The 26427-nt window shown below is 64.1% G+C and carries 21 protein-coding genes; 9 read left to right on the forward strand and 12 right to left on the reverse strand.

Translation table 11 applies throughout. The annotated features are described in order from the left end of the window. Window positions 1–118: 118 nt before the first annotated feature. Entirely contained in the window at window positions 119–2776 is a 2658-nt protein-coding gene (alaS, locus tag ACVNHC_RS14480) for an alanine--tRNA ligase (RefSeq protein ID WP_058899439.1), read from the reverse strand. A 286-nt stretch (window positions 2777–3062) separates the two neighbouring features. Continuing rightward, complete coding sequence (gene recA, locus ACVNHC_RS14485; protein WP_094461991.1) at window positions 3063–4133, reverse strand: recombinase RecA; 1071 nt, start codon at window positions 4131–4133, stop codon at window positions 3063–3065. 319 nt (window positions 4134–4452) lie between these two features. Between recA and ACVNHC_RS14490 the strand changes: the two genes are divergently transcribed. The 6 genes from ACVNHC_RS14490 to ACVNHC_RS14515 all read left to right on the forward strand — a co-directional run bounded on the left by ACVNHC_RS14490 (window position 4453) and on the right by ACVNHC_RS14515 (window position 11079). Beyond that, window positions 4453–5391 (forward strand): PfkB family carbohydrate kinase, encoded by a 939-nt coding sequence (locus ACVNHC_RS14490; protein WP_082676159.1) that lies wholly within the window; start codon window positions 4453–4455, stop codon window positions 5389–5391. Between the two features lie 138 nt (window positions 5392–5529). Next, complete coding sequence (locus tag ACVNHC_RS14495; protein ID WP_457167661.1) at window positions 5530–6468, forward strand: pseudouridine-5'-phosphate glycosidase; 939 nt, start codon at window positions 5530–5532, stop codon at window positions 6466–6468. A 174-nt stretch (window positions 6469–6642) separates the two neighbouring features. Next, window positions 6643–7815, forward strand: a complete 1173-nt coding sequence (locus ACVNHC_RS14500; protein WP_050472612.1) for a hypothetical protein — start codon at window positions 6643–6645, stop codon at window positions 7813–7815. A 76-nt stretch (window positions 7816–7891) separates the two neighbouring features. After that, entirely contained in the window at window positions 7892–8830 is a 939-nt protein-coding gene (locus ACVNHC_RS14505) for a DUF6384 family protein (RefSeq protein WP_457167662.1), read from the forward strand. A gap of 22 nt (window positions 8831–8852) precedes the next feature. After that, window positions 8853–10292: a hypothetical protein gene (locus ACVNHC_RS14510; protein WP_457167663.1), complete on the forward strand. Its 1440-nt coding sequence runs from the start codon at window positions 8853–8855 to the stop codon at window positions 10290–10292. Between the two features lie 256 nt (window positions 10293–10548). Further along, window positions 10549–11079, forward strand: a complete 531-nt coding sequence (locus tag ACVNHC_RS14515; protein WP_208977180.1) for a hypothetical protein — start codon at window positions 10549–10551, stop codon at window positions 11077–11079. A gap of 38 nt (window positions 11080–11117) precedes the next feature. Here the strand turns inward: ACVNHC_RS14515 and ACVNHC_RS14520 are convergent, their stop codons facing one another. Continuing rightward, entirely contained in the window at window positions 11118–11543 is a 426-nt protein-coding gene (locus tag ACVNHC_RS14520) for a VOC family protein (RefSeq protein ID WP_457167664.1), read from the reverse strand. A 65-nt stretch (window positions 11544–11608) separates the two neighbouring features. Between ACVNHC_RS14520 and ACVNHC_RS14525 the strand changes: the two genes are divergently transcribed. Next, on the forward strand, window positions 11609–12202 hold the full coding sequence (locus tag ACVNHC_RS14525; protein WP_050472607.1) for a TetR/AcrR family transcriptional regulator: 594 nt from the start codon (window positions 11609–11611) through the stop codon (window positions 12200–12202). 70 nt (window positions 12203–12272) lie between these two features. On the opposite strand, the gene cckA is transcribed toward ACVNHC_RS14525, so the two are convergent. The 8 genes from cckA to flgB all read right to left on the reverse strand — a co-directional run bounded on the left by cckA (window position 12273) and on the right by flgB (window position 18619). Further along, window positions 12273–14822, reverse strand: coding sequence for a cell cycle histidine kinase CckA (gene cckA / locus ACVNHC_RS14530; protein WP_457167665.1), 2550 nt, complete (start codon window positions 14820–14822; stop codon window positions 12273–12275). Window positions 14823–14907: 85 nt separating this feature from the next. Further along, window positions 14908–15987: a flagellar biosynthesis protein FlhB gene (gene flhB / locus ACVNHC_RS14535; RefSeq protein ID WP_050472605.1), complete on the reverse strand. Its 1080-nt coding sequence runs from the start codon at window positions 15985–15987 to the stop codon at window positions 14908–14910. Between the two features lie 109 nt (window positions 15988–16096). Then, entirely contained in the window at window positions 16097–16870 is a 774-nt protein-coding gene (gene fliR, locus ACVNHC_RS14540; protein ID WP_050472604.1) for a flagellar biosynthetic protein FliR, read from the reverse strand. A gap of 13 nt (window positions 16871–16883) precedes the next feature. Next, the gene (gene fliQ / locus ACVNHC_RS14545) at window positions 16884–17156 is read right to left on the reverse strand and encodes a flagellar biosynthesis protein FliQ (RefSeq protein ID WP_050472603.1); all 273 of its coding nucleotides are present in this window, start codon (window positions 17154–17156) and stop codon (window positions 16884–16886) included. A 36-nt stretch (window positions 17157–17192) separates the two neighbouring features. Then, complete coding sequence (locus ACVNHC_RS14550) at window positions 17193–17441, reverse strand: flagellar hook-basal body complex protein FliE (protein ID WP_457167666.1); 249 nt, start codon at window positions 17439–17441, stop codon at window positions 17193–17195. Then, window positions 17404–17730, reverse strand: coding sequence for a flagellar hook-basal body complex protein FliE (locus tag ACVNHC_RS14555; RefSeq protein WP_457167667.1), 327 nt, complete (start codon window positions 17728–17730; stop codon window positions 17404–17406). Before ACVNHC_RS14555 ends, ACVNHC_RS14550 begins: the two co-directional genes overlap by 38 nt. Before the next feature lie 40 nt (window positions 17731–17770). After that, window positions 17771–18181, reverse strand: a complete 411-nt coding sequence (gene flgC / locus ACVNHC_RS14560) for a flagellar basal body rod protein FlgC (RefSeq protein WP_050472601.1) — start codon at window positions 18179–18181, stop codon at window positions 17771–17773. Between the two features lie 33 nt (window positions 18182–18214). After that, window positions 18215–18619, reverse strand: a complete 405-nt coding sequence (gene flgB, locus ACVNHC_RS14565) for a flagellar basal body rod protein FlgB (RefSeq protein ID WP_019964568.1) — start codon at window positions 18617–18619, stop codon at window positions 18215–18217. Between the two features lie 646 nt (window positions 18620–19265). On the opposite strand from flgB, the gene ACVNHC_RS14570 reads away from it, so the two are divergent. Together ACVNHC_RS14570 and fliP are read left to right on the forward strand one after the other, a co-directional pair. Then, window positions 19266–21356 (forward strand): hypothetical protein, encoded by a 2091-nt coding sequence (locus tag ACVNHC_RS14570; protein WP_457167668.1) that lies wholly within the window; start codon window positions 19266–19268, stop codon window positions 21354–21356. Then, window positions 21353–22129 (forward strand): flagellar type III secretion system pore protein FliP, encoded by a 777-nt coding sequence (gene fliP, locus ACVNHC_RS14575; RefSeq protein ID WP_050472598.1) that lies wholly within the window; start codon window positions 21353–21355, stop codon window positions 22127–22129. The genes ACVNHC_RS14570 and fliP overlap by 4 nt, the downstream gene beginning before the upstream one ends. Window positions 22130–22288: 159 nt before the next feature. On the opposite strand, the gene ACVNHC_RS14580 is transcribed toward fliP, so the two are convergent. Beyond that, a complete protein-coding gene (locus ACVNHC_RS14580) occupies window positions 22289–26293 on the reverse strand; it encodes a hypothetical protein (protein ID WP_457167669.1) in 4005 nt (1334 codons plus the stop codon). Window positions 26294–26427: the final 134 nt, after the last annotated feature.

A 26427-nucleotide genomic window follows, 5' to 3' on the forward strand; every position in this document is an offset into this window, starting at 1 on the left:
CAGGCAAAAAATCAATTATTTCAAAACAAACAGGCACCGGCAGTGCGGCGGGGGCCTCTGAGGAGGCACTTTGCCGCACTGCCGGGTTCCAACTCATCCCGGCGGGCTGAAACGCCCGTCAGCCTGCGATGGCAGCCTCGATGGCCGCCAGGGCTTCCGCAGCCTTGCTCCCGTCCGGGCCACCGGCCTGCGCCATGTCCGGACGGCCGCCGCCGCCCTTGCCGCCAAGGGCTTCGGAGGCGACGCGCACCAGATCCACCGCGCTGAACCGGGAGGTCAGGTCTTCGCTGACGCCAACCACGGCACTGCCCTTGCCGTCTTCGGAAACCGAGATCAGCACAACGATGCCGGAGCCGAGCGCGGTGCGGCTTTCGTCCACCATGCCCTTCAGGTCCTTGGCCGGAATGCCATCCAGCGCGCGGCCGAGGAACTTGACACCGTTGATCTCACGCGGCTGGTCTGCACCACCGGAGGCGCCCCCGCCCATGGCGAGCTTCTTTCGCGCTTCGGAGAGTTCCTTTTCCATGCGCTTGCGCTCGTCCAGCAGCTGGGCAACGCGGGCCGTGATTTCGCCTGCCCCAACCTTCAGGATGGACGCGATCTCGCGGACGCGGGTGTCCTGCTCGTCGAGATAGGCACGGGCTGCTTCGCCGGTCAGCGCTTCCAGACGGCGCACGCCGGCCGCCACTGCACCTTCCGAGACGAGGCGCACGAGGCCGATGTCACCGGTGCGCTTCACATGCGTGCCGCCGCAAAGCTCGACCGAATAGGTCTTGCCTGCCTTCGGCCCATGCAACGCCGTGCCCATGGACACCACACGCACCTCTTCGCCGTATTTCTCGCCGAAGAGCGCCATGGCACCGCTTTCGATCGCCTCGTCCACCGCCATCAGGCGGGTGTCGACCGGGGCGTTCTGCAGGATGATCTCGTTGGCAATCGCCTCGACCTGCTTCAGCTCCGCATCGTCAATCGGCTTGGGATGGGAGAAGTCGAAGCGCAGGCGGTCCGGGGTGACCAGCGAGCCCTTCTGCGCCACATGCGAGCCGAGCACTTCGCGCAGGGCCTCGTGCAGCAGATGCGTGGCCGAGTGGTTGGAGCGGATGTGGCTGCGGCGGGAATGGTCCACCACCAGCTCGACACCAAGGCCAACCGTCACCGTGCCCTCTTCCACCGTCACAGCGTGGATGAAGAGGCCATCGGCCTTCTTCTGGGTTTCGGTGACCTTGAGACGCACGCCGGCAGCCTTCATGACGCCGGTGTCGCCAACCTGACCACCGGATTCGCCATAGAAAGGCGTCTGGTTGAGGATGACGAAGCCCGTCTGTCCGGCCGTCAGCTTGTCCGTTTCCTTGCCATCGGCGACCAGTGCCAGAACGGCGCCTTCCGCCTGCTCGGTCTCGTAGCCGAGGAATTCGGTCGCGCCGCACTTTTCCTTGAGCGCGAACCACACCGTGTCCGTGGCGCTTTCGCCGGACCCCGCCCAGGCCGCCCGGGCCTCGGCCTTCTGCCGCTCCATCGCGGTTGCAAAACCATCGGTGTCCACGGTGATGCCGCGGGCGCGCAGGGCGTCCTGCGTCAGGTCCAGCGGGAAACCATAGGTGTCGTAGAGCTTGAAGGCCGTCTCGCCATCCAGCTCACCGCCCTTGGAGAGATCGGCGGTTGCCGTGTCGAGGAGGCCAAGGCCGCGCTCCAGCGTCTTGCGGAAGCGGGTCTCTTCGAGGCGCAGCGTCTCGGTGATCAGGGCCTCGGCACGCACCAGCTCCGGATAGGCACGGCCCATCTCGCGGATGAGCGCGGGCACCAGCTTCCACATCAGCGGCTCGCGCGCGCCCAGCAGATGCGCATGGCGCATGCCACGGCGCATGATGCGGCGCAGGACATAGCCACGGCCTTCATTCGACGGCAGAACGCCATCGGCAATCAGGAAGCAGGAGGAGCGCAGGTGGTCGGCAATGACGCGGTGGCTCGAACGGGCAGCCCCATCCGCTTCAACGCCGGTCGCATTGACCGAGGCCGAAATCAGGGCGCGGAACAGGTCGATGTCGTAGTTGTCATGGACGCCCTGCAGCACGGCGGCCACGCGCTCCAGTCCCATGCCGGTGTCGATCGACGGACGCGGCAGGTTGAAGCGGCCTTCCGGCGTCTGCTCATACTGCATGAACACGAGATTCCAGATCTCGATGAAGCGGTCGCCATCTTCCTCGGCCGAACCCGGAGGGCCGCCCCAGATGTGGTCGCCGTGATCGTAGAAGATTTCCGAGCACGGGCCGCAGGGGCCGGTGTCGCCCATGGTCCAGAAGTTGTCCGAGGTCGGGATGCGGATGATCTTGCTGTCCGAAAGACCGGCGACCTTCTTCCACAGGGCGTGCGCCTCATCGTCCTCCGAATAGACGGTGACGATCAGGCGCTCCTTCGGCAGGCCGTATTCCTTGGTGATCAGGTTCCAGGCCAGTTCGATGGCCCGCTCCTTGAAATAATCACCGAAGGAGAAGTTGCCCAGCATCTCGAAGAAGGTGTGATGGCGTGCGGTGTAGCCCACATTGTCGAGATCGTTGTGCTTGCCGCCGGCACGCACCACCTTCTGCGCGGTCACGGCGCGGTCGTAGTCGCGCTTCTCCAGGCCGGTGAACACGTTCTTGAACTGGTTCATGCCCGCGTTGGTGAACATGAGCGTCGGGTCGTTGCGCGGCACCAGGGGGCTCGATTCCACGACCTGATGGCCATTCTTGGCAAAGTATTCCAGAAACGCTGATCTGATCTCGTTTACGCCGCTCATCTAGGTCTCGCTCTCGATCCATCGGCAGCGCGGGATATCTCCGGCGGGTGCACTCTCCTGCCCCCTGCCCCGGCCTTTCCCGCGCAAGCAGTTCAAAGCCTTTTATCTTTCACCCTTCGGCCTGTCCAGAAGCGAGGCAGCTGCATTTGGCGCTTGCCTTCAAGGGGCAGAAGACCAGCCCTCGCGGCAATCGTGCTCCAGACAGCAGAAGACCCGCAAAACGCGGGTCTTCAAAACAATCAGACGTAAGGGGTATCCCACCGGCAGCCTGTACCGGCAGGGGATATCAATCGTCAGCGTCTTCGCTGTCGCTGTCACCGGTGGTGATGGCTTCAGCCAGAAGACCGGCGTTCTGGCGGATGGCGAGCTCGATCTCGTCGGCAATGGCCGGATTGTCGCGCAGGAACTGCTTGGCGTTCTCGCGGCCCTGACCGAGGCGCTGGCTGTTGTAGGAGAACCATGCACCGGACTTCTCGACGATATTCGCCTTGACGCCCAGATCGACCAGCTCGCCCGACTTGGATACGCCTTCGCCGTAGATGATGTCGAATTCGACCTGGCGGAACGGAGGCGCCAGCTTGTTCTTCACCACCTTGACGCGCGTCTGGTTGCCGACAACCTCTTCCCTGTCCTTGATGGAGCCGATGCGGCGGATGTCGAGGCGGACGGAGGCATAGAACTTCAGCGCGTTGCCGCCCGTCGTGGTTTCGGGCGAGCCGAACATGACGCCGATCTTCATGCGGATCTGGTTGATGAAGATCACCATGCAGTTCGACTTGGAGATCGAGGCGGTGAGCTTGCGCAGCGCCTGGCTCATCAGGCGGGCCTGCATGCCCGGCAGGCTGTCGCCCATTTCGCCTTCCAGCTCGGCCTTCGGCGTCAGGGCAGCCACCGAGTCCACCACCAGAATGTCGATGGCGCCGGAGCGCACCAGCGTGTCGGCAATTTCAAGCGCCTGTTCACCGGCATCGGGCTGGGAGATCAGCAGGTCGTCCAGATTGACGCCCAGCTTGCGGGCATAGATCGGATCAAGCGCGTGCTCAGCATCCACGAAGGCGCAGATGCCGCCGGACTTCTGAGCCTCGGCAATGGTGTGCAGGGCCAGCGTCGTCTTGCCCGAGGATTCCGGGCCGTAAATCTCGACGATACGGCCCTTCGGCAATCCGCCGATGCCCAGCGCAATATCGAGGCCGAGGGAGCCGGTGGAGACCGTCTGGACCTCAACCACCTGCCCCTGGCCCATGCGCATGATGGAGCCCTTACCGAAGGCCCGTTCGATCTGCGAGAGCGCTGCATCCAGCGCTTTGGTCTTGTCCATCTGGCTGCTCTCTACAAGGCGAAGTGAACTCTGAGACATGTGCGAGGCTCCTTATTCCACGATGGACCCGCCGTTTCAAACTCAGCTTTTGTACTCTCTTTGTTCCAATTTGCCAAGATCTTTTACAAGATTGTTTTTTATCGTTTTTCGTCAATGAGTTCCGTGTATGTTCACGCTTGCGCGCTCTTCCGCAAGCCCGTTCTTTTCACGTAGCTTCGCAAGCAGGCTGGCAGGTTTGCAGAATCGCTGGCATATGGTTTGCGCCCTGCACAGCCGCAGCGGCAGCCCTGCGGGACGGCCGGGCGAACGCCTGCACCGCCTCATTGCACCGGGACGGGCCTTGCAAGGAGACACGGCAATGAACGGAACAGTCCAGACAGCGGCCCCGGCGGCCTGCTTCGGCGCCATTCATCTCGACCTGATCGCCCATGCGAAGGAGCCCATCCACCGCGAAACCTCCACCCCGTCCACCATGCGGGGCATGCCCGGCGGCGTTGCCACCAATGTGGCGCGGGGGCTGGCGAAGCTCGGCGTGCCGGTGGCCCTCAGCGGAGCGCTGGGAGATGACGGCGACGGCGCCGCATTGCGCAGCCTTCTGGGGCGCGAACAGCTGAACCTTTATGGCGTGCGCACCCTGCCGATGCCCACAGGCCGTTACGTGGCCCTGCATGACCCGGATGGCTCGCTTGCCGCCGCTGTGGTCGATACGGATATCACCGAGAGCCTTGATGCGTCGCTCGCACGTGATCTGTCACCGGCGGCACGGGCAGCCGGCCTCTGGTTCATCGAGGCCAACCTGCCCCAGGCCGTGCTCGAAGCGCTGGCACAGGCCTCCGGTAGCAGGCTACTGGCGGCCGATGCGGTGTCGAATGCCAAGGCGGCACGCCTTCGCCCCATCCTGCCGCGGCTTGATATCCTCTTCGTCAACCGGGGCGAGGCCGCACACCTTACCGGGCTCAGCTCCGATACCCTGCAGGAAGAACTCGGCGCCGCCCTGCGGGCCCTTGGCCCGGGAGCCGTGGTGATCAGCGCAGGTGCAAAGCCGCTCTTCTGGTCCAAGGGGGAGGCTCATGGCTTCCTGACCCCGCCTCCCGCCATGGTCCATGACGTGACCGGTGCGGGCGACGCGCTGATGGCCGGAACGCTTGCGGGCATCGCCCGCAACCTGCCCCTCTCCGAGAGCCTCGAGAAAGGCCTTGCTGCAGCCGCCATGACGCTTGCCGTCACCGGCGCAGTGGCGGCAGGCCTGAGCTGGGCGGCGCTTGAGGCACTGCCTTCAGCCTCTGCCCCACGTTGAACCTGCAGCACCCGCAGGTCTATAAGAACACCAACCGGCCGGCACGCCCCTGAGGCGTGGCCAAAGCCATCCCACCCTTTCAGCGCCGTGCCGCCCCGCAATGGTCCGGCACGGGCCGCAAGCCTTGAGGAAAGAACCATGTCCACCTCCCTGCCCGCCAGCCTTGCGGATCTTCTCGTCTATTCCGCCGAGGTTCAGGCCGCCCGCGCTGCCGGCAAGCCCATCGTGGCGCTGGAATCGACCATCATCACCCACGGCATGCCCTTCCCACAGAATGTGGAGACGGCACGCCAGGTCGAAGCGGACATCCGCGCGGCGGATGCCGTGCCGGCCACCATCGCCGTGCTCGACGGGCGCATCCGCATCGGCCTTGATGCCGCAGACCTTGACCGGCTGGGGCAGGAAAAGAACGTGATGAAGTGCTCGCGCGCCGATCTGGCCATTGCGGTGGCGACGGGCCGGCCGGGTTCCACCACGGTGGCGGCAACCATGATGGCCGCTGATGCTGCCGGAATCAGCGTCTTCGCCACGGGCGGCATCGGCGGCGTGCACAAGGGGGCTGAAACCAGCTTCGATATCTCCGCCGATCTGGACGAACTCTCCCGCACGCCGGTCTGCGTTGTCTGCGCCGGGGCCAAGGCCCTGCTCGATATCCCGAAGACGCTGGAAGTGCTGGAAACGCGCGGCGTGCCGGTTATCGCTTATGGCACGGACGAAGTGCCCGCCTTCTGGTCGCGCGAGAGCGGCCTGCCCGCCCCGTACCGTATGGACAGCGCCGGGGAGATCGCCCGCCTGATCGAAGCGCGCAAGCTGTTCGGCGGCCATGGCGGCGTGCTGATCGCCAATCCGGTTCCGGCAGAGAGCGAGATCAGCCGCGGCGAGATGGGCCAGTATATTGACGCGGCCATTGCCGAGGCCGCCCGGCGCGACGTGCGGGGCAAGGCCGTCACGCCCTTCGTGCTGGGCCATATCTTCGAGCTGACGAAGGGCCGCAGCCTCGTCACCAACATCGCGCTGGTGCGCAACAATGCCCGCCTTGCTGCCGCGATTGCCGTGGCTCTGGCGGCGGCAAAGTAACGACGCGTCACATGCCCCTTCCCGCCCTGTCGCCTTCATGTGACAGGGCGGGCGGATTATCATGGCCCCGCAGGTCTTTGCGTTGACTTGCTGTCATCAGCCTGACCTATTTGGTTGCAACAAGCGGAAGGCCTGCCGGATCCTCCGGCGGGGCGCAGATGCAGGAGGAAGACGATGACCGAGGCACAGAGCAAGAGCCCGCTGCAGTATCTCGACCGGGCCGTCGGCGCTCTCAGGGATCTGGGCCTCATGCCCGAAACGCAAGCCGATGCGCCGATCAACGCGCTTCTTGAGCAGATCTCGGACCTGTCGCCGGACAAGATTGCCGTGATCACCCGCACGCTCGGCCAGGCCTCCACCTTCAACGAGATCGTCCGCACCCAGATCGCCGCCATGACCATCGGCGAGCGCTACGAGGCGATCACGGATGCCTTCAACTCGATCCGCGACGACGCCAAGGCCATGGTCGACCAACTGGCCGATGGCAAGATTTCCTTCATGGAAGGCCTGTCCAACCGCTGGCGCGACATGCGCCGCGGCACCATTTCCGACCGCTTCGACACCATCCGCAAGACCTATCTGGAGGTCGCAAAGGACACGAAGGAGCAGATCCAGCGTGAGCAGACCATCCTCAACGCCTACCGTGACTATCGCGGCGCGCTGAAACAGGCCGAGGTTCTGGCGCTGGAAGTGCTGAACACCGCCACCGCCAAGCTGAACGCCGCCAAGGCGTCGCTGGAAGCAGCGTCTGCCGAAGTCACGGCCTTCAGCGGCGAGGATCTTGCGGCCAAGGCAAGGCTGGAACTCACCCGCGACGAGCGCATGCGCGAGATGCAGGACGAGGAAAAGCGCTATCAGGTCGCCAAGGATCTCTCCGACAACCTGACCATCGGCTACAACACGTCTGAAGTGATCATGGCGCGCCTGATGCAGACGACCAACGCCAAGGAGCGGGTCTATGCCCAGTCGGTCAGCTTCTTCTCCACCAATGAATCGGTGCTGACGGCGCTCAACGCCTCCTTCACCGGCCTGCAGGGCCTGCATGAATCGACCGCGACCCTGAATGCCATGAAGGACGGCGTCAACAAGAGCCTCGAGACGCTGGCCGAAATCGGCGATGCCGTGCAGGAGGCCGCGCTGAAAGCCGGTTACGGCCCCACCGTGCAGGCGGCGTCGGTCAAGAAGCTGGTGGACAGCGTGGTCAACTTCCAGGTTAATTCGCGCAATATCATCAACGAGATGCGCGAGATGTCGACGAAAAACTCCGAAGAAATCCGCCTTGCCGTCGAAGATGGCAAGCGCCGTCTGGCAAAGCTTGCAGCCGGTGAGGCTCTGATCAAGGGCTGAGCCCATCCGGCCGGCTTGACAGGCCGGCCGGCGCACACGACTTGATGAACCAGCCCCAGCGGGCCGGAGGATTGGAATGGCCGCAACACAGAAGGCCGCAGGACAGCCGCTCGACGAGCTGATGATGGCGATGGATGTGGTCGACACATTGCGCCATGACGAGGCCCTTGTTCAGCGCGAGCTGAGTGGAACTGACCGTGATGCGCAACTGATCGCCCGCCTGCGGGACATCTATGCCTCACAGGGCATTGACGTGCCCGATCACATCCTGCTGCAGGGTGTTGCCAGCCTCAAGGAAGACCGTTTCGTCTATGCCCCGCCAAAGGCCGGGCTGCAACGGTTTCTGGCCCTGCTTTACATCCGGCGCATGAGCTATGCCCGCGTGGCGGCGATCGCGCTGGCGGCACTCGTGATTTCCTTGTCCGCCTGGCATTTCCTCGTCACGGCCCCGCGTGAAAGGGCTGCGGAGGCTCTCCAGGCCGAGCTCAGCCAGACTTTGCCTCAGGACATTGCGCGGCTGACCGCAGCCATCAATGCGGCCGCTCTGGACGATGCGGTCAAGGTGCAGGCCGCAGGGCTTGCAGCTGACGGTGAACGGGCTCTGGCGCGCGGTGATGCGGCCGATGCACGGCGGGTGCGCGACCAGCTGGCCGCACTCGACAGCGAGCTGGCCACCACCTTCACCGTTCGCATTGTCTCCCGCCCGGATGTGCCCACGGGAGTGACACGCATTCCCGATGTGAATCAGTCGGCCGAGAACTTTTATCTGGTGGTGGAGGCGATCGGTGCCGATGGCAAGCCTCTGCCACGGCGGATCGTCTCGGAGGAAGACGGCAGGGAAAAGACCGTGACCATCTGGGCGCAGCGGGTACCGGTCAGCGTTTTCAATGCGGTACGCGACGACAAGGCGAAGGATGGCATCGTCCAGGATGCCGAACTGGGCGTGAAGCTGCGCGGCAAGCTCGGCATCGAGTGGAGCAAGCCGGTGGAACAGGGGGCCATTACCGAATGGTGACACCGGAACGGGGGCTTGAGCCATGCTGAGCGGACGTCAGACACTCTCGGCCATCGAACAGGCCCTTGCGGATCTGCGCCGCGAGGAGACTGAGCTTGCCCACCGTATCGAACGGGCAACGCGGGCCATTTCGGCGCTATCGGAGAAGATGAGCGAGGGTTTCCGGGACCTTGCAAAATTCCGCATGGAGACAGAGGAAGCCGAGCATCTTGGCGCCGATCTGGAAGGCGCGGCGCGGACAGCGCGGCAGCTGCTGGAGCGGCGCAACGCCGATCTGGCACGCCTTGCCGAAGAGGTCCGCCTCAAGGAAAGCCAGCGGGCAGAGCATATGCGCGAGCGGGACAGGCTTTCCGCCGCCCGATCCGCCATTCTTGAGCAGATCGAGGCACTGGAAGGGCCTCTTGTCCAGGCCCTTGCCGCAGATGAGACCCACAAGGGGCTGAAAGCTGCGGCAGAACAGGCCGCCCGCACCGCCACCGCCGCTTCGGAAAAGGCCCTCCAGGCAGAAGCGGACCGGGAGGAAAAGGGCAAGGCCTACGAAAACGACCCGCTGTTCAAGTATCTGTGGCAGCGCGGCTTCGGCACCACGGGCTACAGCCACTCAGGCCTGGTGCGTTCGCTCGACCGCTGGGTCGCCGGTCTGATCCGGTTTGATGCGGCCCGGCCGAACTATGCCATGCTGACCGAAATCCCTCCGCGCCTCACAGCCCATGCGGCCCGCTGCAATGAGCTGGCCAGTGAGGCGGCGGATGCGGTTGCCGCGTCCGAACGCCAGACGCTGACACGGCTTGCCGGGCAGGACCTTGAGGGAGAGGCCATCGGGCTGCAGGACGCCCTCCTGCAATTGGACAGCCAGCTTGAGGCGCAGGAGGCGGAGCTTTCCGCCCTGCAGGCCCGGCTCCAGACCTTCACCGATGGTGAGGACGAAGGCTATCAGGCCGCAGCCGCGGAACTCGCCAAGGCCCTGCAGCGGGAGGATCTGCACACGCTTCTGCGCAAGGCCATCGACACCCCCTCGCGCGAGGATGATGCCATCGTGCGTGAACTGCAGAATGTCGAGGCGCAGATCGAGGATCTGACCCGCGAGATCCGCCAGGACAAGGAATTGCAGCGCGACATTTCCCGCCGCCGCGAGGAACTGACCAAGGTGACCCAGCAGTTCCGGCAGAACGGCTATGACGATTACGGTTCCTCGTTCAAGGACGACAACCTGACCACCATCCTGCTGGGCGAGCTCGTCAAGGGCGCCATCAGCGGTGCGGACTACTGGGCCCGCGCCCGCAAGGCACATGTGCGCCAGAACACCAGCAGCCGCGGCACCAGCCGCAGCTCGTTTGGCGGCGGCTTTTCGGGTCAGGGGCTTGGCGGCGGCAGCTCACGCGGAAGCGGTGGCTTCAGAACCGGCTCTTCCGGAAGCACCATGGGCAAGGGCGGCGGCTTCCGCACGGGAAAGACATTCTGATGCCAGCGCATCCGGGATGCGGAAGGCATCACGCCAAGAAAGGCGCAAGTGCCACGCGAGCCTGACCTGCACCCGACGGGCCGGACTCATCGCGAACTGGCATGACAAAAAAGACAGGGAAGCGGTAAATTTCCGCGTGGATTGTGACGTAGCCAGCTTTCAAAGCCTCCTTTCCGATCTATGAGTGACGGAACCAGATGTGTTCTAACTTTGTTAACCGGACTGGTGGCCTGTTTAGGCTTGCCGGAGCCTGAACATGATTACCTTGAGGATCGCAGCCATGCGCCAGATGATCATCGTCCCTGCCCTCGCCGCGGCACTTGCGGCCTGCCAGTCGAGCGGCCCCCAGCGGCCGGTGCAGACCACACTTGCCCCACAGCCGCAGCTGACGGTGCCGCAGGGTGCGCAGTCCCTGTCGATCGCCGGCAGCCCGGAGCAGGTGCGCATGGCCCTGATCGCCAGCGCCACCGAGCGCGGCACGCCCGTTGTGCAGGATGAAGCCAACATGGTGGTGATCGAGCGCAAGATGACGGAAGCCAACCCGGCGCTTGACGCCGAATTCGGCCCCTCCGACAACGGCGATCGCCTGATCCGCGTGCGTGTGCGCTTCACCGGCGAAGCCTGCCGCACGCTGGCGGTTCAGGACGTCGCCATCGTCAACAATGCCCGCACCGCCCTTGCCCAGAGTTTCGTGCTGCCGGGCAACCCGAACACCATGCAGAGCCTGCAGGGGCTGAAGACCCGCGTTGAGCGGACCTCCGGCTGCCCGGCCCTGCCTGTCAGCTGACGGCACGCCAGAAGGGCTGAAGGCTTCAGGTACCGCCGTCAGCGGGGAACGGATTGCGGTGCATATTGACCCAGAAATTCAGCCGCCGGTGGAATGGGCGTGATCACGTCGATCAATACGCCCTGCGGGCCGGCGGCAATGAAATGACGCTGGCCGAAGGGTTCATCGCGCAGCGGCAGCAGGATCGTCAGCCCTTCATCACGCAGCCTTGCATATTCCCCGGCCGCATCCTCAACTTCGAAATTGAGAAGCAATCCTGCCGCGTGTCCCCGGCCGGAGGGCGGGATCGTTGCGTGATCCGCAGCGACAATGGCGAGATTGACCTCCGGGTTATCCTGCTGCTGCAGGTGCACATACCAGTCCGCAGTGAACAGCGGCACGAAGCCGAAGTGCCTCTGAAAGAAGGCAGATGCCCCGGCAGGATCCTCGCACATCAGAACCGGATAGTACTGGGTGATTTTCATGCGACAGCCCTCCTGAAAAAACATACACTATGCATGTCGCTTCAATTAACATACAGGCTGCATGTATGCAATCACTTCCAACCCGCCGGACCAATGCCGAGCGCCGCCAGGAAACCCGCGCAGCTCTGATCGCCGCCGCCCGCGCGCTCTTCATCACCCGCGGTTACGCGGAGACCGGAACGCCCGACATCGTGGCTGCGGCCAATGTGACGCGCGGCGCGCTGTATCATCACTTTGCCGACAAGGCCGCCTTGATGCGGGCCGTTGTGGAAGGAGAACTTGCGGCCGTTGCGGAGGCCATACGGCAGGCTTCACCGGAAGATCTGTCCTTGCAACTGGCCTTCCGCGGCGGTGCCCAGGCCTATCTGGATGCCATGGCAGAGCCGGGCCGCGCCCGCCTGCTGCTGCTGGAGGGGCCGGCCGTTCTGGGCATGCAGGAGATGGCGTGTCTGGACAAGGAGCAGGGAGAGGCAACGCTTCGGGAGGCCATCGCAGCGATTCCTGGGATCACCGGGCTGCCGGAAGACGAGAGGCATGCCCTTGCCGCCATGCTCGGCGCCGCCTTCGAGCGCGCAGCGCTGGCAATTGCCGGCGGGGCTGAGCGGGATGCTTACCTTGATGCGCTCGAAAGGCTCTATTGCGGTCTTTGCAAACCGTGATCAGGCAGGAAGGAGGCCCCTCAGGGCCAGCTGTGCCAGCACGGCCGGCACAGCATCCCTCATCTTCGCCTCAGCTCGACAGCACGTCCTTCACGGTTGTCGCCAGCTGCTTGAGGGTGAAGGGCTTGGGCAGGAAGAAGAAGGTCTCGCCTTCCGGCAGGTTCTCCTCGAAAGCGTCTTCCGCATAGCCCGAAACGAAGATGATCTTGAGATCGGGCCGTGTCTTGCGCAACTCGCGCAAGAGCGAGGGGCCGTCCATTTCCGGCATGACCACATCCGACACCACCAGATCGATGCTGCCGCCGGTTTCCTCCATCACCTCCAGCGCTTCCGTGCCGGACCCTGCCTCGTGGACGGTGTAGCCGCGTGAGGCAAGCGCACGGGCAGCAAAGGCGCGCACGGCCTCCTCGTCTTCCACCAGCAGGATCGAGGCCGAGCCGGTGAGATCCTTCACCTTGTCGCTGTCCTCGATGATCTTCTTCTCGATGACCGGCTGCTCCTTGGGGATGTGCCGCGGGAAGAAGATGCGGAAGACCGTGCCCACGCCCACCTCGGACGAGCAGAAGATGTAGCCGCCGGTCTGCTTGACGATGCCATAGACGGTGGAGAGGCCAAGACCGGTGCCTTTGCCCACTTCCTTGGTGGAGAAGAAAGGCTCGAAGATCTTTTCCATGATCTCCGGTGTCATGCCGTGCCCGGTGTCTTCCACCTCGATCAGCGTATATTCGCCGGGGGGCATACCGCGCGTGTTGTCGAAGCGGATCGAGTCCTCTTCCGTCACGTTTGAGGTGCGGATGGTCAGGCGGCCACCGTCGGACATGGCGTCGCCCGCATTGACCGCGAGGTTGACGATCACCTGCTCCAGCTGGTTCACGTCCGCCATCACCGGCCACAGGTCGCGGCCATGCACCACCTTCAGCTCCACCTTTTCGCCCAGCAGGCGGTCCAGCAGGTTGGCGAGATCGGCCAGCACATCATTGAGCGCCAGCTGCTGCGGGCGCAGGGTCTGGCGGCGCGAGAAGGCCAGCAGCTGGCGGACAAGGCCCGCCGCGCGGTTGGCATTCTGCTTGATGTTCATGATGTCCTGGAAGGACGGATCGGTCGGCCGGTGGCTCGCCAGCAGAAGATCGGAGAAGCCGATGATGGCGGTAAGCACGTTGTTGAAGTCATGCGCCACGCCGCCCGCCAGCTGGCCGATGGCCTGCATCTTCTGGCTCTGGGCGAACTGGGCCTCCAGCGCCCGCTGTTGCGTTGTCTCCAGCGCGTAGACGATGGCCATCTCCCCATCCCCTTCCCCGTCCTGCACGGCAGAGACATAGAAGGTGGCAGAGCGCCCGTCAGAGGCATTGGCCAGCGGCAGGTCAACCGGCGCGATCTCGCCGATGCCCTTGGCGGCGGCAGAGAGCGCCCGCGACAGTTCCTCCCGGCCATGCTCAGCGACGAAATCCTGCATGCGGGTGCCGGAGCCGGAAATATCGACCGGTCCAAACAGGCGCAGGAACGGCGCATTGGTGCGCAGGACCCGGCCCTCCGCGTCCAGCGAGGCGATGGCAATCGGCGTGTTGTTGAAGAAGCGCGCAAAGCGCACTTCGGCCGCCCGCAGCGCCTCGGCCACCTCTTCCCCGCGCGAACGGTTGAGCACCAGCGTGCGGCTGTCGCCGGGAACGCCTTCGGCGCCAAAGGGAACCCGGTGCAGCAGACGCACCGGCAGGCCCCGGCCATTGCGGGTGACGAGATCAAGATCGAAGGTTTCGCTCTTCACCTCGCCGGCAGAGCCGCGCACCGACCGCACCAATTCGGCACCATCCCCCCGGATGATGTCGGCCAGAAGCACTTCACCAGCCTGGAACTGGGCCAGATCATAGCCCAGCCAGTCGGCCAGCGTGGCGTTGAGATAGACGATCCGTCCGCGCGCATCACTGGAGAAGAAGCCAGCCGGGGCATGATCGAGGAAATTGATCACGCGCTGCAGCTCCTGGAAGGAGCTTTCCTGGTCACTGCGGTCGCGGGTGATGTCGGCGAGTTGCCAGACCATCAGCGGCCGGCCGGAGCCGCCTTCCTTGCGCGGGATCTGCAAGGGCCGCACGGACACCCTGTACCAGCGGGCGCCGCTGTCATCGCCGTCCAGTGCGGTGGGAAGCCGCACTTCCTCCTGCGCCTTGCGCCCGTCGCGCATGGCCTGGGACAGGCGGAACATCACATCGGCCGCATCCGGATCGCTGGAGAACACCCGCTCGATGGTGCGCACCTCAGCGGGGGTTTCAGCGCCCGTCAGCACGGCATAGGCCTGGTTCGCGTAGATCAGACGGCCTTCAACGTCGGTGACAACCGCCCCCTCCTCCAATGTGTCGAGAAAGGCTCCGCCCAGCGGACTGGCACGGCCGCGCGTGGAAAAGCGCAACAGGCCGATGGCTGCCGCGAACAGTGAAAAAACCCCGACCACAGCCAGAATGCCAAGCAGGGCAAGGACATAGGGCTCTGCAGCCTCGCGGCCCATGACCGCAAAGGCCGTGGCCGCGCCCAGAAGGGCCAAGGCCAGAAGCAGCAGCGCGGCAATGCTTCCCGACCGCTCCGCACGGTCGACAACCGGCTCTGCCATGTGTGAGTCCCTGTCGCTCATTACCACTCTTCTCCCTCCCGCCCGGCGGGATTCGGTCTTTCATGCAGCATTCTGCCCCGCGCAGCTAAATTCAACCGATCTGGTGTCAATTATCGCGCCAGCTCCGGGTTTTCCGCATTCTGTAGACAAAGCCGATGACCTCGGCCGCTGCCTTGAAGTGTTCTTCGGGGATGAACTGATCGATTTCCGTCGCCGCGTAGAGCGCACGGGCCAGCGGCGGGTTCTCGACGATGGGCACCTTGTTCTCTTTCGCAATTTCCCGAATGCGCAAGGCGACTGCGTCGACACCCTTGGCCACCACCTGAGGCGCCCCCATCCCGTCCTCATATTTGAGTGCAACAGAGTAGTGCGTCGGGTTGGTGACAACCACCGTCGCCTGGGGCACGGCGCTCATCATGCGGCGGCGGCTGCGCTCCATGCGCAGCTGTCGGATCTTGCCCTTGACCGCCGGATCACCTTCCGTCTGCTTGTATTCTTCCTTGATTTCCCGGAGGCTCATCTTCTGCTTCTTGAACCATTTCGTCTTCTGCCAAAGGAAATCCAGGGCAGCAACGATGGTCATGACGGCGAGAATGGCACCGATAAGCTTCAGGGCAAGAATACGGGTCTCCTCCATCACCATCAGCTCGTCCATGAACATGACAGCTTCCGCCATGTCCCGCTCCGGCCAGAGCACGGCGACCATCAGCGTGGAAACGATGACGATCTTGACGAGGCCCTTGAGAAAATTCATCAGGCTGTCGGCCGAGAACAGCCGCTTGAAGCCCGACATTGGCGAGACCTTGGAGAGTTTCGGCTTCAGCGATTCCGCCGAGAAGACCAGTTCATGCTGCACCATGTTGCCGATGACAGCCATGATCATCATGGTCAGCATGGGCAGAGCGACCGCGGCAGCCACCACCAGCCCGGTGTTGCTCCATAGCGCAACAAGCCCGCCGCCATCTGCGGGAATAGCATCGGCGTGCTCCACGTACCATTTCAGCTTGCCGCCGAGGCTGGAAAACACTCCGGGCGCCAGAAATGCAATGATCATCGCGGTTCCGGCGAGCGTGAACCACGTGCTGACTTCCTGAGATTTTGCGACATCCCCTCGCTCCAACGCTTCTTTCAAGCGTTTTTGCGTGGGGTCCTCGGTTTTCTCCGAATCGTCGGTCTGGTCAGACATTGTTTCCCCTGAAGCCACCACCCGCCGAAGCGCGAACGGAATGCCCGGACGTGTTGAATGGGATCAGCCGCCGCCGCCCCCACCCGCAGGCGGGATCCGGCAGGCCGGCCTATCCCCCTGTGAACTTGCCGATCGCCTCGGTGAAATGCGCCAGGTACTTGTTCATGATGGCGATCAGAAGCGCGTAAAGAAGCAGGATGCCGATGGCAATGCCAACAGGTGCCGAGATGAAGAAGATCTGCATCTGTGGCATCAGCTTGTTGAGAAGGCCAAGGCCGAAATAGAAGACAAGCCCCACCACGATGAAGGGGGCGCTGATACGCATGGCGATGGAAAACACCCCGGAGACCGTCTCCTGCGCCATCCGGGCAAAGTCTCCCACCGGCAGCACGACGCCCGGCGGAAACAGGCTGAAGCTGTCATGCAGCGCCGCAATCATCAGATAATGGGTATCCGTGGTGAAGATCAGCGTGACGGCAAGAATGGACAGGTAGTTGCCGATCAATGCGCCTTGCTGGCCGGCATTGGTCACGTCCGACCCAAGCGCGAAGGACAGGCCCGTCTGGTTGGCGATGATGACGCCTGCGGTCGTCAGGGCCGCGGTGATCATGCGTCCGCACAGGCCAACGGCAAATCCAATGATGAACTCCCCCGCCAGCATCACCCCGAAACGGTTGATGTTTTCGGTCAGGCCCACCGGGTACAGCCGGGACGCCATGGGGTAAAGCAGCAAGGTGAGCGCCAGGGCCAGAGTCAGGCGCAGCCGCATGGGGATAGACTGCTCGCTGAAGGACGGCAGCAGCATCATCAGCGTGCCCAGCCGGGCAAACATCAGCATGAAGACAGCCGCCATTTCAGGCAGGAAAGAGAGCTGGATGGTCACATCCCCCTCCCGTCTAGCCCGGACCGGTCGTCAGGATCATCTCGGAAATACGCATCATGAAGGCGTTCAGCATGCTGCCCATGAAGGGAAAGGCGATGATCATGGTCACGAAGATCGCCAGGATCTTCGGAACGAACACCAGCGTCATTTCCTGGATCTGGGTCAACGCCTGAAACAGCGCGACAAGAACGCCGACGACGAGGCCAACGATCATCACCGGAGCCGCGACCAGCACCAGGGTCCAGATGCCCTCGCGGGCGATATCCATGACCTCAGGTCCGGTCATCTGGCTGTCAGCCCCTTGTCCCGCCGCGATCTGGCATCAGATCGACATGCGCATGATTTCCTCGTAAGCCGCAATCACGCGGTCCCGCACGGAGACCATGGTCTCCAGCGCGACTTCCGTTTCTGCGATGGCCGTCACCACATCAACCACATCTGCCTTGCCCTGGACAAGGCCAAGGGCCATGCCCTCGGACTTCTGCCCCGCGTCGGAGCTGGCTGTCAGCCCCTTGTCCCGCCGCGATCTGGCATCAGATCGACATGCGCATGATTTCCTCGTAAGCCGCAACCACGCGGTCCCGCACGGAGACCATGGTCTCCAGCGCGACTTCCGTTTCTGCGATGGCCGTCACCACATCAACCACATCTGCCTTGCCCTGGACAAGGCCAAGGGCCATGCCCTCGGACTTCTGCCCCGCGTCGGAGACGGAACTGACAGCGTCGCGCACCATGCCGCCGAAATCCGGGGTCTGGGTAAAGGCACCGGCAGCCCCTTCGCCGCCGCCAAGCCCCTGCCCCTGTTGTCCGAGGCGGGCCATCGTCTGATAGGCATTCGCGGCAACGGATGGAATAGCCATGATGGATTATCCTCTGGGTTCAGATGCGTCAGCCGAAGGCTCAGCCGCGCAGGATGTCGATGGTCCGCTGCAGCATGCTGCGGGTTGTCTCGATGACGTTCAGGTTCGCTTCGTAAGAGCGCTGCGCCTCGCGCATGTCGACGCTTTCCACCAGCGAATTCACGTTGGGCATGCGCACATTGCCTTCCGCATCGGCGGCCGGATGGCCGGGCTCGTAGCGGGTGGGAAACTGCGACTGGTCTTCCTGGATCCGGCCCAGAGCGACGACTTCCGCATTCAGCGCCTTCTCGAACCGGTTCGTGAAGGTCGGAATCTTGCGGCGGTAAGGATCTTCCTGCGGCGTGCGGCCCGTGGAATCCGCATTGGCAATGTTCTCCGCGATCACGCGGATGCGGCCCGTCTGCGCCTTAAGCCCGGAAGCCGAAACGAACAGCGTCTTGGTCAGATCCATGGCACTCTCCTTTGCAAGTGTTCAAAGCCCGCCTCAGGCAGACTTGCCGATGGCAGTCTTGAGAAGCTTCATGCTGCGGCTGTAGAGCGTCGCTGCCGCCTGAAACTCCATCTGGTTCTGCGTGACTTTCATCATCTGCTCTTCGAGAACCACATTGTTGCCATCCGGCGTCGTCTCGAAGGTGCTGGGAGAAATCTGCCCGCCGCCGGAGGAGGCACGCATCACACCCGAAAGATGCCCCGCCTGGGTGCGCACCGTCTCAAGCCCCGGCTTGGCGAGTTTCAGATCCTCGTCCACCTTGAAGGCCTTGAGCTCTCTCGCCCGGTATCCCGGCGTATCCGCATTGGCGACATTCTCGGCAAGCACACCCTGCCGGGCCTGATGCCACTGCATTTTGGACTTGATCGCCCGGAACATCGGCAGGTCGGTCAGAGACATGCGAGTCACCATTTGTTAACACTTCGGCAAACACTGCCGCTCAAAGGGTTAACGGAAAGTTAATGGCACGTTAATGATTTTCGCAACAAGGCCGCGGTTTTCCGTGGAAACTCGTAAACAACCCGCTCAAGCACGGCCGCAAACAACAAAACCACCCGGCATTTTTTGCCTGCCCCTGTTAATATTTAGAGGGTTCAGCCGATTCGATGGACCGGCAAGACAAGCTCATGGCATTTGTCCAGTCAGAATCATGCAGGGAGCAACTGGGCGGCGCAAGCTTCCGCCGCTACATTCCCCCACCATGGATGAGGGAATGGAGTGCCAGCACGGCGCAGGAGCACCGGCCCAAGAAGTTGGCCAGCAACCTGGCTAGCAACTGGGCCAGCAACTGGGCAGAGCCGGAGGCAGACGCGGCGATGGTTGCGCATTGCGCCGGCTTGCAAGTCTGGGAAGGCGCAAGTGAAGCGCTGCAACAGGCTGACGGGTAACTGGGAGGTATACCTCGGCGCCCGCAGATGCTATTTGCAGCTCTGATCTATCACGCAGGCGGGGCAGAAGTCTGCTCCGCGGCTGAATGCAAGGGAGATCTGGCGCCTGACCCGGCAAGGAGGCGGCCGCCAGTCCGGCGCAGAGTAATGAGGTTGGTATGTACGAGTGGATCGCGGATACTTTCGGCGTCGGAGACGGCATCGCACGGGCGATGTCTTTCATCATTGCGCTGGCCATCGTCTTCGCATTGATCGGCCTGATGGTCTATTTTCTGCGGCAATTCACCGGCAACCGCATCAACGCAGGCCGCAACCGCCAGCCGCGCATCGCGGTGATGGATGCCATGAACATTGATGCCCGCCGCCGCCTGCTGCTGGTGCGCCGCGACAATGTGGAGCATCTCATTCTCGTCGGCGGACCGACCGATGTGGTGGTTGAACAGACGATCATTCGCGGCACTCCGGTCGCCGCAAATTACCAGCGCCAGCTGGCAGGCTATGGTGCGCCGGACTATGACACCGGCGACAGCCCCGTCCCCGCCCCTGCTGCGGCTCCCGTAGCGGTCATGACGGCTCCGTCTGCCCCCTCGCTCGCTGCGGCCGCCCCGTCCTCTGCTCCTGCGCCTTCTGCCCCCCCGCCGTTGCGTGCCCAGCCCTCCGCGGCTGAAAAGCCGCAGACCGCCGCCTCCGGCCCGCAGCGCCTTGCCACAAATCTTGCCGCCCGCGCAGCAGCGGCAGCCGGCAGCCTCGCCGCCAGCGCCCGTGCACGCGGACAAAACGAGCCGCAGTTCGATGCCGCACCGGCACCGCAGGCAACAGCTCCTTCCGCCCCGCGCCCGCATGCTCCGGCAGCTGAAGCGCCTGCAGCCAAGGCCCAGGCAGCCCAGGCGCCCTCCGTCCAGGTGGCTGGCAGCGCAGGTTCAGAGCTCAAGCCGGTGACATCGCCGCTCGACACGATCAAGACCCTGCGCGCCCGCGCAGCGGAAGCCATGTCGGCCGGCACATCCGCAGCCCCGGCAACGGCGGCCCCGTCAGTACCGGCACCTGCTGCTCCGGTCAGCCCTGCCCTGCGGGCGTCCGAACCGGCCATGCGCGCGCCGGAAGTTTCCGCTCCGGCCATCAGAAGCGCTGTCCAGTCTGCTTCCCAGCCCGCACCGAGGGATCCCGCCGCTGGCGGCACAGTCCAGTCGGCAACCTCTGCTCTCACCCAGAAGGCGGGTGCCTCGGTCGCCGCGGCAGGTGCTGCCGTTGCGGGGCTTGCGCGCACCTTCTCCCGGCCAGCCTCATCCGACGTTCAGGCTCCGGCCCCCGAGCCCGAGCCGCGCCGTCAGGTCACGCCTCCCTCTTCGGGTCCCGCGGCCCGCGCACGCACCGTTTTCCAGAATCCGCTTGCTGCCGGCCAGAGCCCGGCGCCGGGCGAGGCCGTGGCGGCAGACACCGTCCGGGCGCAGCCTGCTGCCGCTCAGAGTGCCACGGCATCTGCAGGCGCCTCACCTTCCGCCACAGCAGCAGCAGCAGAAGTTCGCAGCCCCGCAGAACGCAGCGGCGAAGGCCTGGGTTCGCTGGCCACCAACCCGTATCTGCGGCTGGACCCAGCCCGCGCGGCGAGCTATCGCGGCGGCTCCGGCGCTCCCGGCGGCACACAGGCGGGCACACAGGCGGGCACCCCGGCGAACACGGCAGGCGCGGCAGTGGCCGCAGCCCCCACCGACACCGCAGCCGCTGGTGAAGCACGCAGCGAAGCTGCAGCAGAGGTTCCGCCGGCTCCGGTGAAGACTGAAAGCGCCGCGGCTCCGCAGGAAGACGCCACACCGGCGGCCCAGCAGGCCGAAAGCCCGGCAAGCTCAGCCCAGCCCGAAGAAAAAAGCACCGCCACCCCGGATGCTGCCGCAGACGAAGAAGACCTGTTCGCGCCTCTCGCCCCGGCACGCCCCTCCGCAGAACCGGCAGGCGCAGCGCAGGGCGATATGGCAGACGATCTGCTGGCCGATGCCCTGGCTGATGTTCTCGATGGTCATCTGCAGAGCAAGTCCTCGGCATCCGCACCGGCTGTAGCCCAGGCAGCAGAGGCCGAAGCCCCCAAAGCCGCTGCACCGGAGCCTGACGCATCACAGGACAGCGAGGCAGAGCAGCCGGGTGCGGCTCCGGAGATCAAGGTTCAGACCGCCCGTGACAATCCCGGCGTGACCGCCATTGAAGAAGAGATGGCACGCCTCCTGTCCGAAATCGGCACGCAAGAGCGCAAATGAACGGTCGTAAGGGCGCAACCAGATCCGCCAGATATGTGCGCCTGACGGCATTTGCTCTGGCCGGGGCAGCAGCGGTGCTGCTCGCCGCCCCGGCACTGGCGCAGGACATTTCCATCGGCTTTGGCGAAGGCACGGGCGTGACGCAGCGCGCCCTGCAGCTCGTGGCCCTGCTGACAATTCTCAGCCTGGCCCCGTCGATCCTCGTGATGGTGACGAGCTTCACTCGCATTGTCGTGGTTCTGTCGCTGCTGCGTTCGGCCATTGGCCTGCAGACGGCCCCGCCCAATACGGTGATGGTGTCGCTGGCCCTCTTCCTGACGGCCTTCATCATGGCCCCCACCCTGCAGACGGCCTATAACGAGGGCATCCAGCCGCTGGTGGAAGGAACCATCGAATTCGATCAGGCCTTTGAACGGGCTTCCGAGCCTTTTCATGCCTTCATGCTGACCCAGGTGCGGGAGAAGGATCTTGCCCTGTTTCAGGAGCTCTCCGGTCAGGCCCCGCCGGAAACACCACAGGACCTGAGCTTTCAGGTCCTGATCCCGGCCTTCATGATCAGCGAGCTGCGCCGCGCCTTCGAGATCGGCTTCCTGCTCTATTTGCCGTTCCTGATCATCGATCTGGTGATTGCCTCCATCCTCATGTCCATGGGCATGATGATGCTGCCGCCAGTGGTCATCTCCCTGCCCTTCAAGCTGATCTTCTTCGTGCTTGTCGATGGCTGGTATCTCGTGGCCGGGAGTCTGGTGAGAAGCTTCGGCGCCGCCGGGTAGCGCTTATAAATCAAATGATTAAAGCGAATTCCGGAATCAATTCCGGCAGTTCTTGAATCAATCTCTTCAAGAGCTGAATCAGTTTCTCCGGAAGCTTCAGCAGAGGTTCAAGCCGCTGCGGTCCGTATGCGGCAGGAGCCCCGGGCGCCGGATATGGTGTCAGCCATTGGCCGGCATGGCATTGGCCAACGAGCTGCTGCCACTGTCCGCAGAAGGCGACATGTACTGGCGCCGGTATTCCTGCAGGAAGGTGTCGAGCGTATCCGTTGCGGCAATACCTCTGACCACATCCAGGAACTCGACCCCCTGTGCCGCGATGGGCCGGGTGACCACTTCGAACGACGCAGCATGGGGACTGTCCGACATCTTCTTCGCATATTTGGTGCGCAGGCGGTCCAGGCTGAGCTGGTCACCGGCCAGCGAATAGCCGATCGCGGCCTTCAGGATGTCGTCCCGCTCGATCTGTTCCAGCGGAATATTGTCTGACCAGCGCGAGCCATACATGGCCTCCAGCTGCTCCCCCGCCTCACGCCAGCTCTGCGCCTTCCAGAACGTATCGGCGCGCAACCGGTCCACGTCGGCCCCGCGCATGTTGCGGACCAGTTCCAGCGCCAGATCCGGACGCCCGCTCTCCGTCATGGCGCGCGCCTCGACGATGTTGCGCTGCCGCTCCAGGGACGAAGGCAGGTTTGCCTGACGGGTGCGGTTGAGCACCGCCAGGGCCCGCTCCGGCTTGCGGTCCATCAGATAGATGGCTCCAAGGTCGGCCGCGATCTGCGCCCGGGCGGCCCCCTTCAGGCGGTTGTCCACCTGATGCTGCAACAGGCCGGCAGCCTGATCGAGAAGGTCCACCTCAACCAGCCGCTTGGCGAGCTTGCGCACCATCTCGTCCCCCTGACGCCCCACCGGCATCAGTTCGCGGAAATCATAGAACAGCGCAAGAGACTTCACCGCCGGCATTTCGTCCGCCTTGCCATGCAGGAAGAGGCTGGAGAAAAGTGCGGACATCTCCTCCTGCAGCAGGCGGGTGGTCTCCGCGTCCGGCTGAGCCTGAAGCGCAGACTTCATCGCCTCGAACGCCTCGCGGTAATTGCCCTTTTCCGCCTGCAGCTGGGCGAGCAGCCGCAGCGTCTTCAGTTCCGTCTCGTCACCGCGCCAGGAGGCGGCAAGGCCGCCAAGCTCGTTGATCGCATTGTCGATGTTGACCTCTCCGTCCCGGTAACGGATACGCAGCGCCCGGTACTGGGCTTCGGCCGCACGCGGACGGTCAAAACTGCGGGCGACAAGATCAAAGGCGGTGAGCGCCTCCAGCGACCGGCCCGACGCATCGGCCACGCGGCCGCGCAGAAGGTCATAGCGGGTGGCCTGCTGCGGGGTGATGAGCGCCGGCTCGATCTCCGCGAGAATGGCATTGGCCATGCCGAAATCATTCAGTTCCACCATGGCCTGTGCAGCAGCCAGATTGAACTCGGCCTGAATGTTGACGGGGTAATTGCCAATGACGGAACGGCCGCGCGCCAGTGCTGCGCGGGCCGGAGCCCACTGGCCAAGCGCGACTTCAACGATGGTCTGCCAGACGGCCGCGTCCGGATTGTTCTTGAGATCATGACGGCTCAGATGCGGCAGAGCCTCACGCGGCCGTCCGGCAAGCGTCTGGGCCGCGCCCATCATGAGATTGAACATCGGATCCTGCGCCAGGGCCGGCTCCTCCTCCAGCGCCAGTTCCATCAGGCCGAGCGATTCATGAGGGAACACATGCGCCAGATAGAACCGGGCCAGATCAAGCCTGGGGCCCTGCCGGCGCCCTTCAGGTGCCGCCGCCATGGCCGCTTCCAGCTCACTGCGGCGGCGGATGAAATCCTCAGGCGCCGAGGTCGTCAGGTTCGAGAATTCGATGGAGGCAACACTGTCCGCAGCAACGAGGGAGGTGAAGGAACCCGATCCCTGCCGCAGGTGGCTGCTGGACAGGATCAGGCCATCGGTCTTCTCCAGGATGACGTCATCCCCCACCAGTTGCACGCGCACTCCGTCCGACTTTGGCACGACCGCAACACCATGTGCGGAAGACAGCGCATCCAGGTCGACAAAGCCCTGCGGCTTGAGCAGGCCCCGCGCAGGGCCAAAGCCGGTCACCGCATGAATTTCGTCGCCCACATCCGGATCGGTGAACCTGCGGACATAACGCGGGTTCTGGAATGACACCCGCAGCACCGATCCCCCGTCGATCCGCACCGTGCGCTCCAGCAGCAGCGGGCGCGAGGGTTCGACGATCATGTCGCCGATGACGAGATTCCAGGCGTTGCCATCGGCGCCGAGGGTCGCCAGCGTGGCAGAACTGACGTTCACCCGGAGCACCGAGAAATCTCCGTAGCTCTGGATATCGACCGCGCTGGCGATATCTCCGAGAGCAGAACGCATGCCGCGCACGTCGATCGCCGAGCTGGTATCGAACACCATCCAGACACTGTTGTTGCGCCGGAACAGCGCCGTGGAGACCTGTTCCCGGAAAGGAAACACGACACGCACCGAGTTGCCGATGCGCCGGGCTTCGGCCGCAACGAAATTAAGGGTTGCTTCCGCCGCATCGGGCGGCAGGCTTTCTGGCGAGCGGGCCGGTCCGCCAAAGATACTCGGCGGCATGCTTTGCGCCTGCGTGCCCGCAGCATCATTGCCGCCAGTTGCCCGCCAGGCTTCATTGCTTTGCGGCTGCGTCGCCCCCGTCACATCAATGACAGGCGGCAAATCCGCCGGCACAGGCTCCTGAACAGCAGGCGCGGCAGAGCGGCGTGCAGGCACGGGCACCGGATCAAGAGGCACCACATCAATCAGCCGGTCACCAGCCTGCAGAGCAGGACCCTCCGCAACAGGAGTGGCTTGCGGAGCCTCCCCTTCAGGCTGTGCAGTCTCCGGCGCCGGTTCCTGGATAGGCGGGACGAAGGCAACTGAAGCCACCGTCTCCGGCTCGCCGGCCAGAGGCGGAATGACCACAGGCGGGTTCATCTGCGCCACATCCGTCACGGGGCCTTGCAAAGCCAGTTCCGTTGCGGAGACCGGCTTGGCCCTGGGCAGCGGAAAAGACGCTTCTCCGCTGCCGGGCTCAGCCAGAGCCACATCAACGGGAGCCTCTGCGGCTTCAAGGTCAGGTTCCGGACTGCTCTGCGCAACCGGCGTTTCAGGCACCACCCGCGGACCGATGGCCCCTGGTCTCGGACGGCTCACGCCACCGCCCTCAACCCCGTCGAACACCGGGTCCCGGCCCGGCTGCGGCATGCCGGAGGCAGGGGCACCTTCAGGCGTGCGGGGGGTATAGTCGCGGTTCCCCGGCGCAATGATCATCCCGGACGCCCCGGAAGGCGCTCCGGCCCCCATGGCGTCATTTATGGCAGCATTGGCCGGATCCGCAGGAACCCTTGCTTCCGGCGGACTGATGTCGACCACATAGGTCTGCTCTTCGCGGAAAGCCCGGATGTCGACACCCGGCTCAAGACGCATCAGAAACTTGAGCTTGCCCTCATCAATGAAGGCCGTCGCATCAACGACACCGCGCGGCAGGCGGGCGCGCAGGTCGCCCACATCCAGCTGAGCGGGATGATTGAAGGTGATGCGGACGATGTCGTCTTCCCGCACAAAGGCCGTATCAAACTGGATGGACCAGTCGAAGACCAGACGCGTGAAGGTCGGGTGATCCCCGACATGGAGCGTGACCTTCGGCCCCTCCTGCGCCTTCAGACGCGCCTGTTCGAGGGCCCGGACCTGCCGCATGGCCTCCTCGGCGCGCCGCGCCAGTTCACGCACCACCTCATCCGGCAGGCCGGGCGGCAGGCCTTGCCAGTTGGAAGGCAGAATGTCGATGAACAGCTTCTCGCCCGCTTCAAGCGTGTTGATGCGGAATCTGTCTTTCAGGGCAAAGCGGATGGCGCTGCCATCAGGATCGCGGCGGGCGATGGCCACGTAGTTCCCCAGTTGCAGCGGGACATCATCCACGTTGATCTGGATCGGCGCCTCAAAGGCAACGCGGAGCACATTGTTTGTGACGGCGGCATCATAGTGCGGCAGCAGTGTCCTGTCCTTGAAGGTCAGGATCATCCGGCCGTAGCCCTCTTCGGCCCGCGCTTCCATGTCCACGGGCTCAGCCGTCTGGGCATGGGCCGGGGTCAAAGGCATCAGCGGCAAGGACACGGCAAGCAGAACGGCAAGGCTGCGGCACGAAACAGCCGCTCCCGGAATATACCGGAACGCTGCGTGGACCCTGGCCGAGGCCCACTGGCGTGCATGCCTCACAACATTCAACAAGGTCA

It is taken from the genome of Pannonibacter sp. Q-1 (genome assembly GCF_054073275.1).

Bases quoted from the DNA above. Each gene is read 5' to 3' on its own strand.
- fliP (WP_050472598.1), top strand. From the start codon at position 21,353: ATGAACGGTCGTAAGGGCGCAACCAGATCCGCCAGATATGTGCGCCTG.
- flgB (WP_019964568.1), bottom strand. From the start codon at position 18,619: ATGTCTCTGACCGACCTGCCGATGTTCCGGGCGATCAAGTCCAAAATG.
- alaS (WP_058899439.1), bottom strand. From the start codon at position 2,776: ATGAGCGGCGTAAACGAGATCAGATCAGCGTTTCTGGAATACTTTGCC.
- cckA (WP_457167665.1), bottom strand. From the start codon at position 14,822: ATGAGCGACAGGGACTCACACATGGCAGAGCCGGTTGTCGACCGTGCG.
- fliQ (WP_050472603.1), bottom strand. From the start codon at position 17,156: ATGACCGGACCTGAGGTCATGGATATCGCCCGCGAGGGCATCTGGACC.
- ACVNHC_RS14490 (WP_082676159.1), top strand. From the start codon at position 4,453: ATGAACGGAACAGTCCAGACAGCGGCCCCGGCGGCCTGCTTCGGCGCC.
- ACVNHC_RS14570 (WP_457167668.1), top strand. From the start codon at position 19,266: ATGTACGAGTGGATCGCGGATACTTTCGGCGTCGGAGACGGCATCGCA.
- ACVNHC_RS14515 (WP_208977180.1), top strand. From the start codon at position 10,549: ATGATTACCTTGAGGATCGCAGCCATGCGCCAGATGATCATCGTCCCT.
- flgC (WP_050472601.1), bottom strand. From the start codon at position 18,181: ATGGATCTGACCAAGACGCTGTTCGTTTCGGCTTCCGGGCTTAAGGCG.
- ACVNHC_RS14510 (WP_457167663.1), top strand. From the start codon at position 8,853: ATGCTGAGCGGACGTCAGACACTCTCGGCCATCGAACAGGCCCTTGCG.
- recA (WP_094461991.1), bottom strand. From the start codon at position 4,133: ATGTCTCAGAGTTCACTTCGCCTTGTAGAGAGCAGCCAGATGGACAAG.
- ACVNHC_RS14505 (WP_457167662.1), top strand. From the start codon at position 7,892: ATGGCCGCAACACAGAAGGCCGCAGGACAGCCGCTCGACGAGCTGATG.
- ACVNHC_RS14555 (WP_457167667.1), bottom strand. From the start codon at position 17,730: ATGGCTATTCCATCCGTTGCCGCGAATGCCTATCAGACGATGGCCCGC.
- ACVNHC_RS14525 (WP_050472607.1), top strand. From the start codon at position 11,609: ATGCAATCACTTCCAACCCGCCGGACCAATGCCGAGCGCCGCCAGGAA.
- ACVNHC_RS14520 (WP_457167664.1), bottom strand. From the start codon at position 11,543: ATGAAAATCACCCAGTACTATCCGGTTCTGATGTGCGAGGATCCTGCC.
- flhB (WP_050472605.1), bottom strand. From the start codon at position 15,987: ATGTCTGACCAGACCGACGATTCGGAGAAAACCGAGGACCCCACGCAA.
- ACVNHC_RS14500 (WP_050472612.1), top strand. From the start codon at position 6,643: ATGACCGAGGCACAGAGCAAGAGCCCGCTGCAGTATCTCGACCGGGCC.
- ACVNHC_RS14580 (WP_457167669.1), bottom strand. From the start codon at position 26,293: ATGCCTTTGACCCCGGCCCATGCCCAGACGGCTGAGCCCGTGGACATG.
- ACVNHC_RS14495 (WP_457167661.1), top strand. From the start codon at position 5,530: ATGTCCACCTCCCTGCCCGCCAGCCTTGCGGATCTTCTCGTCTATTCC.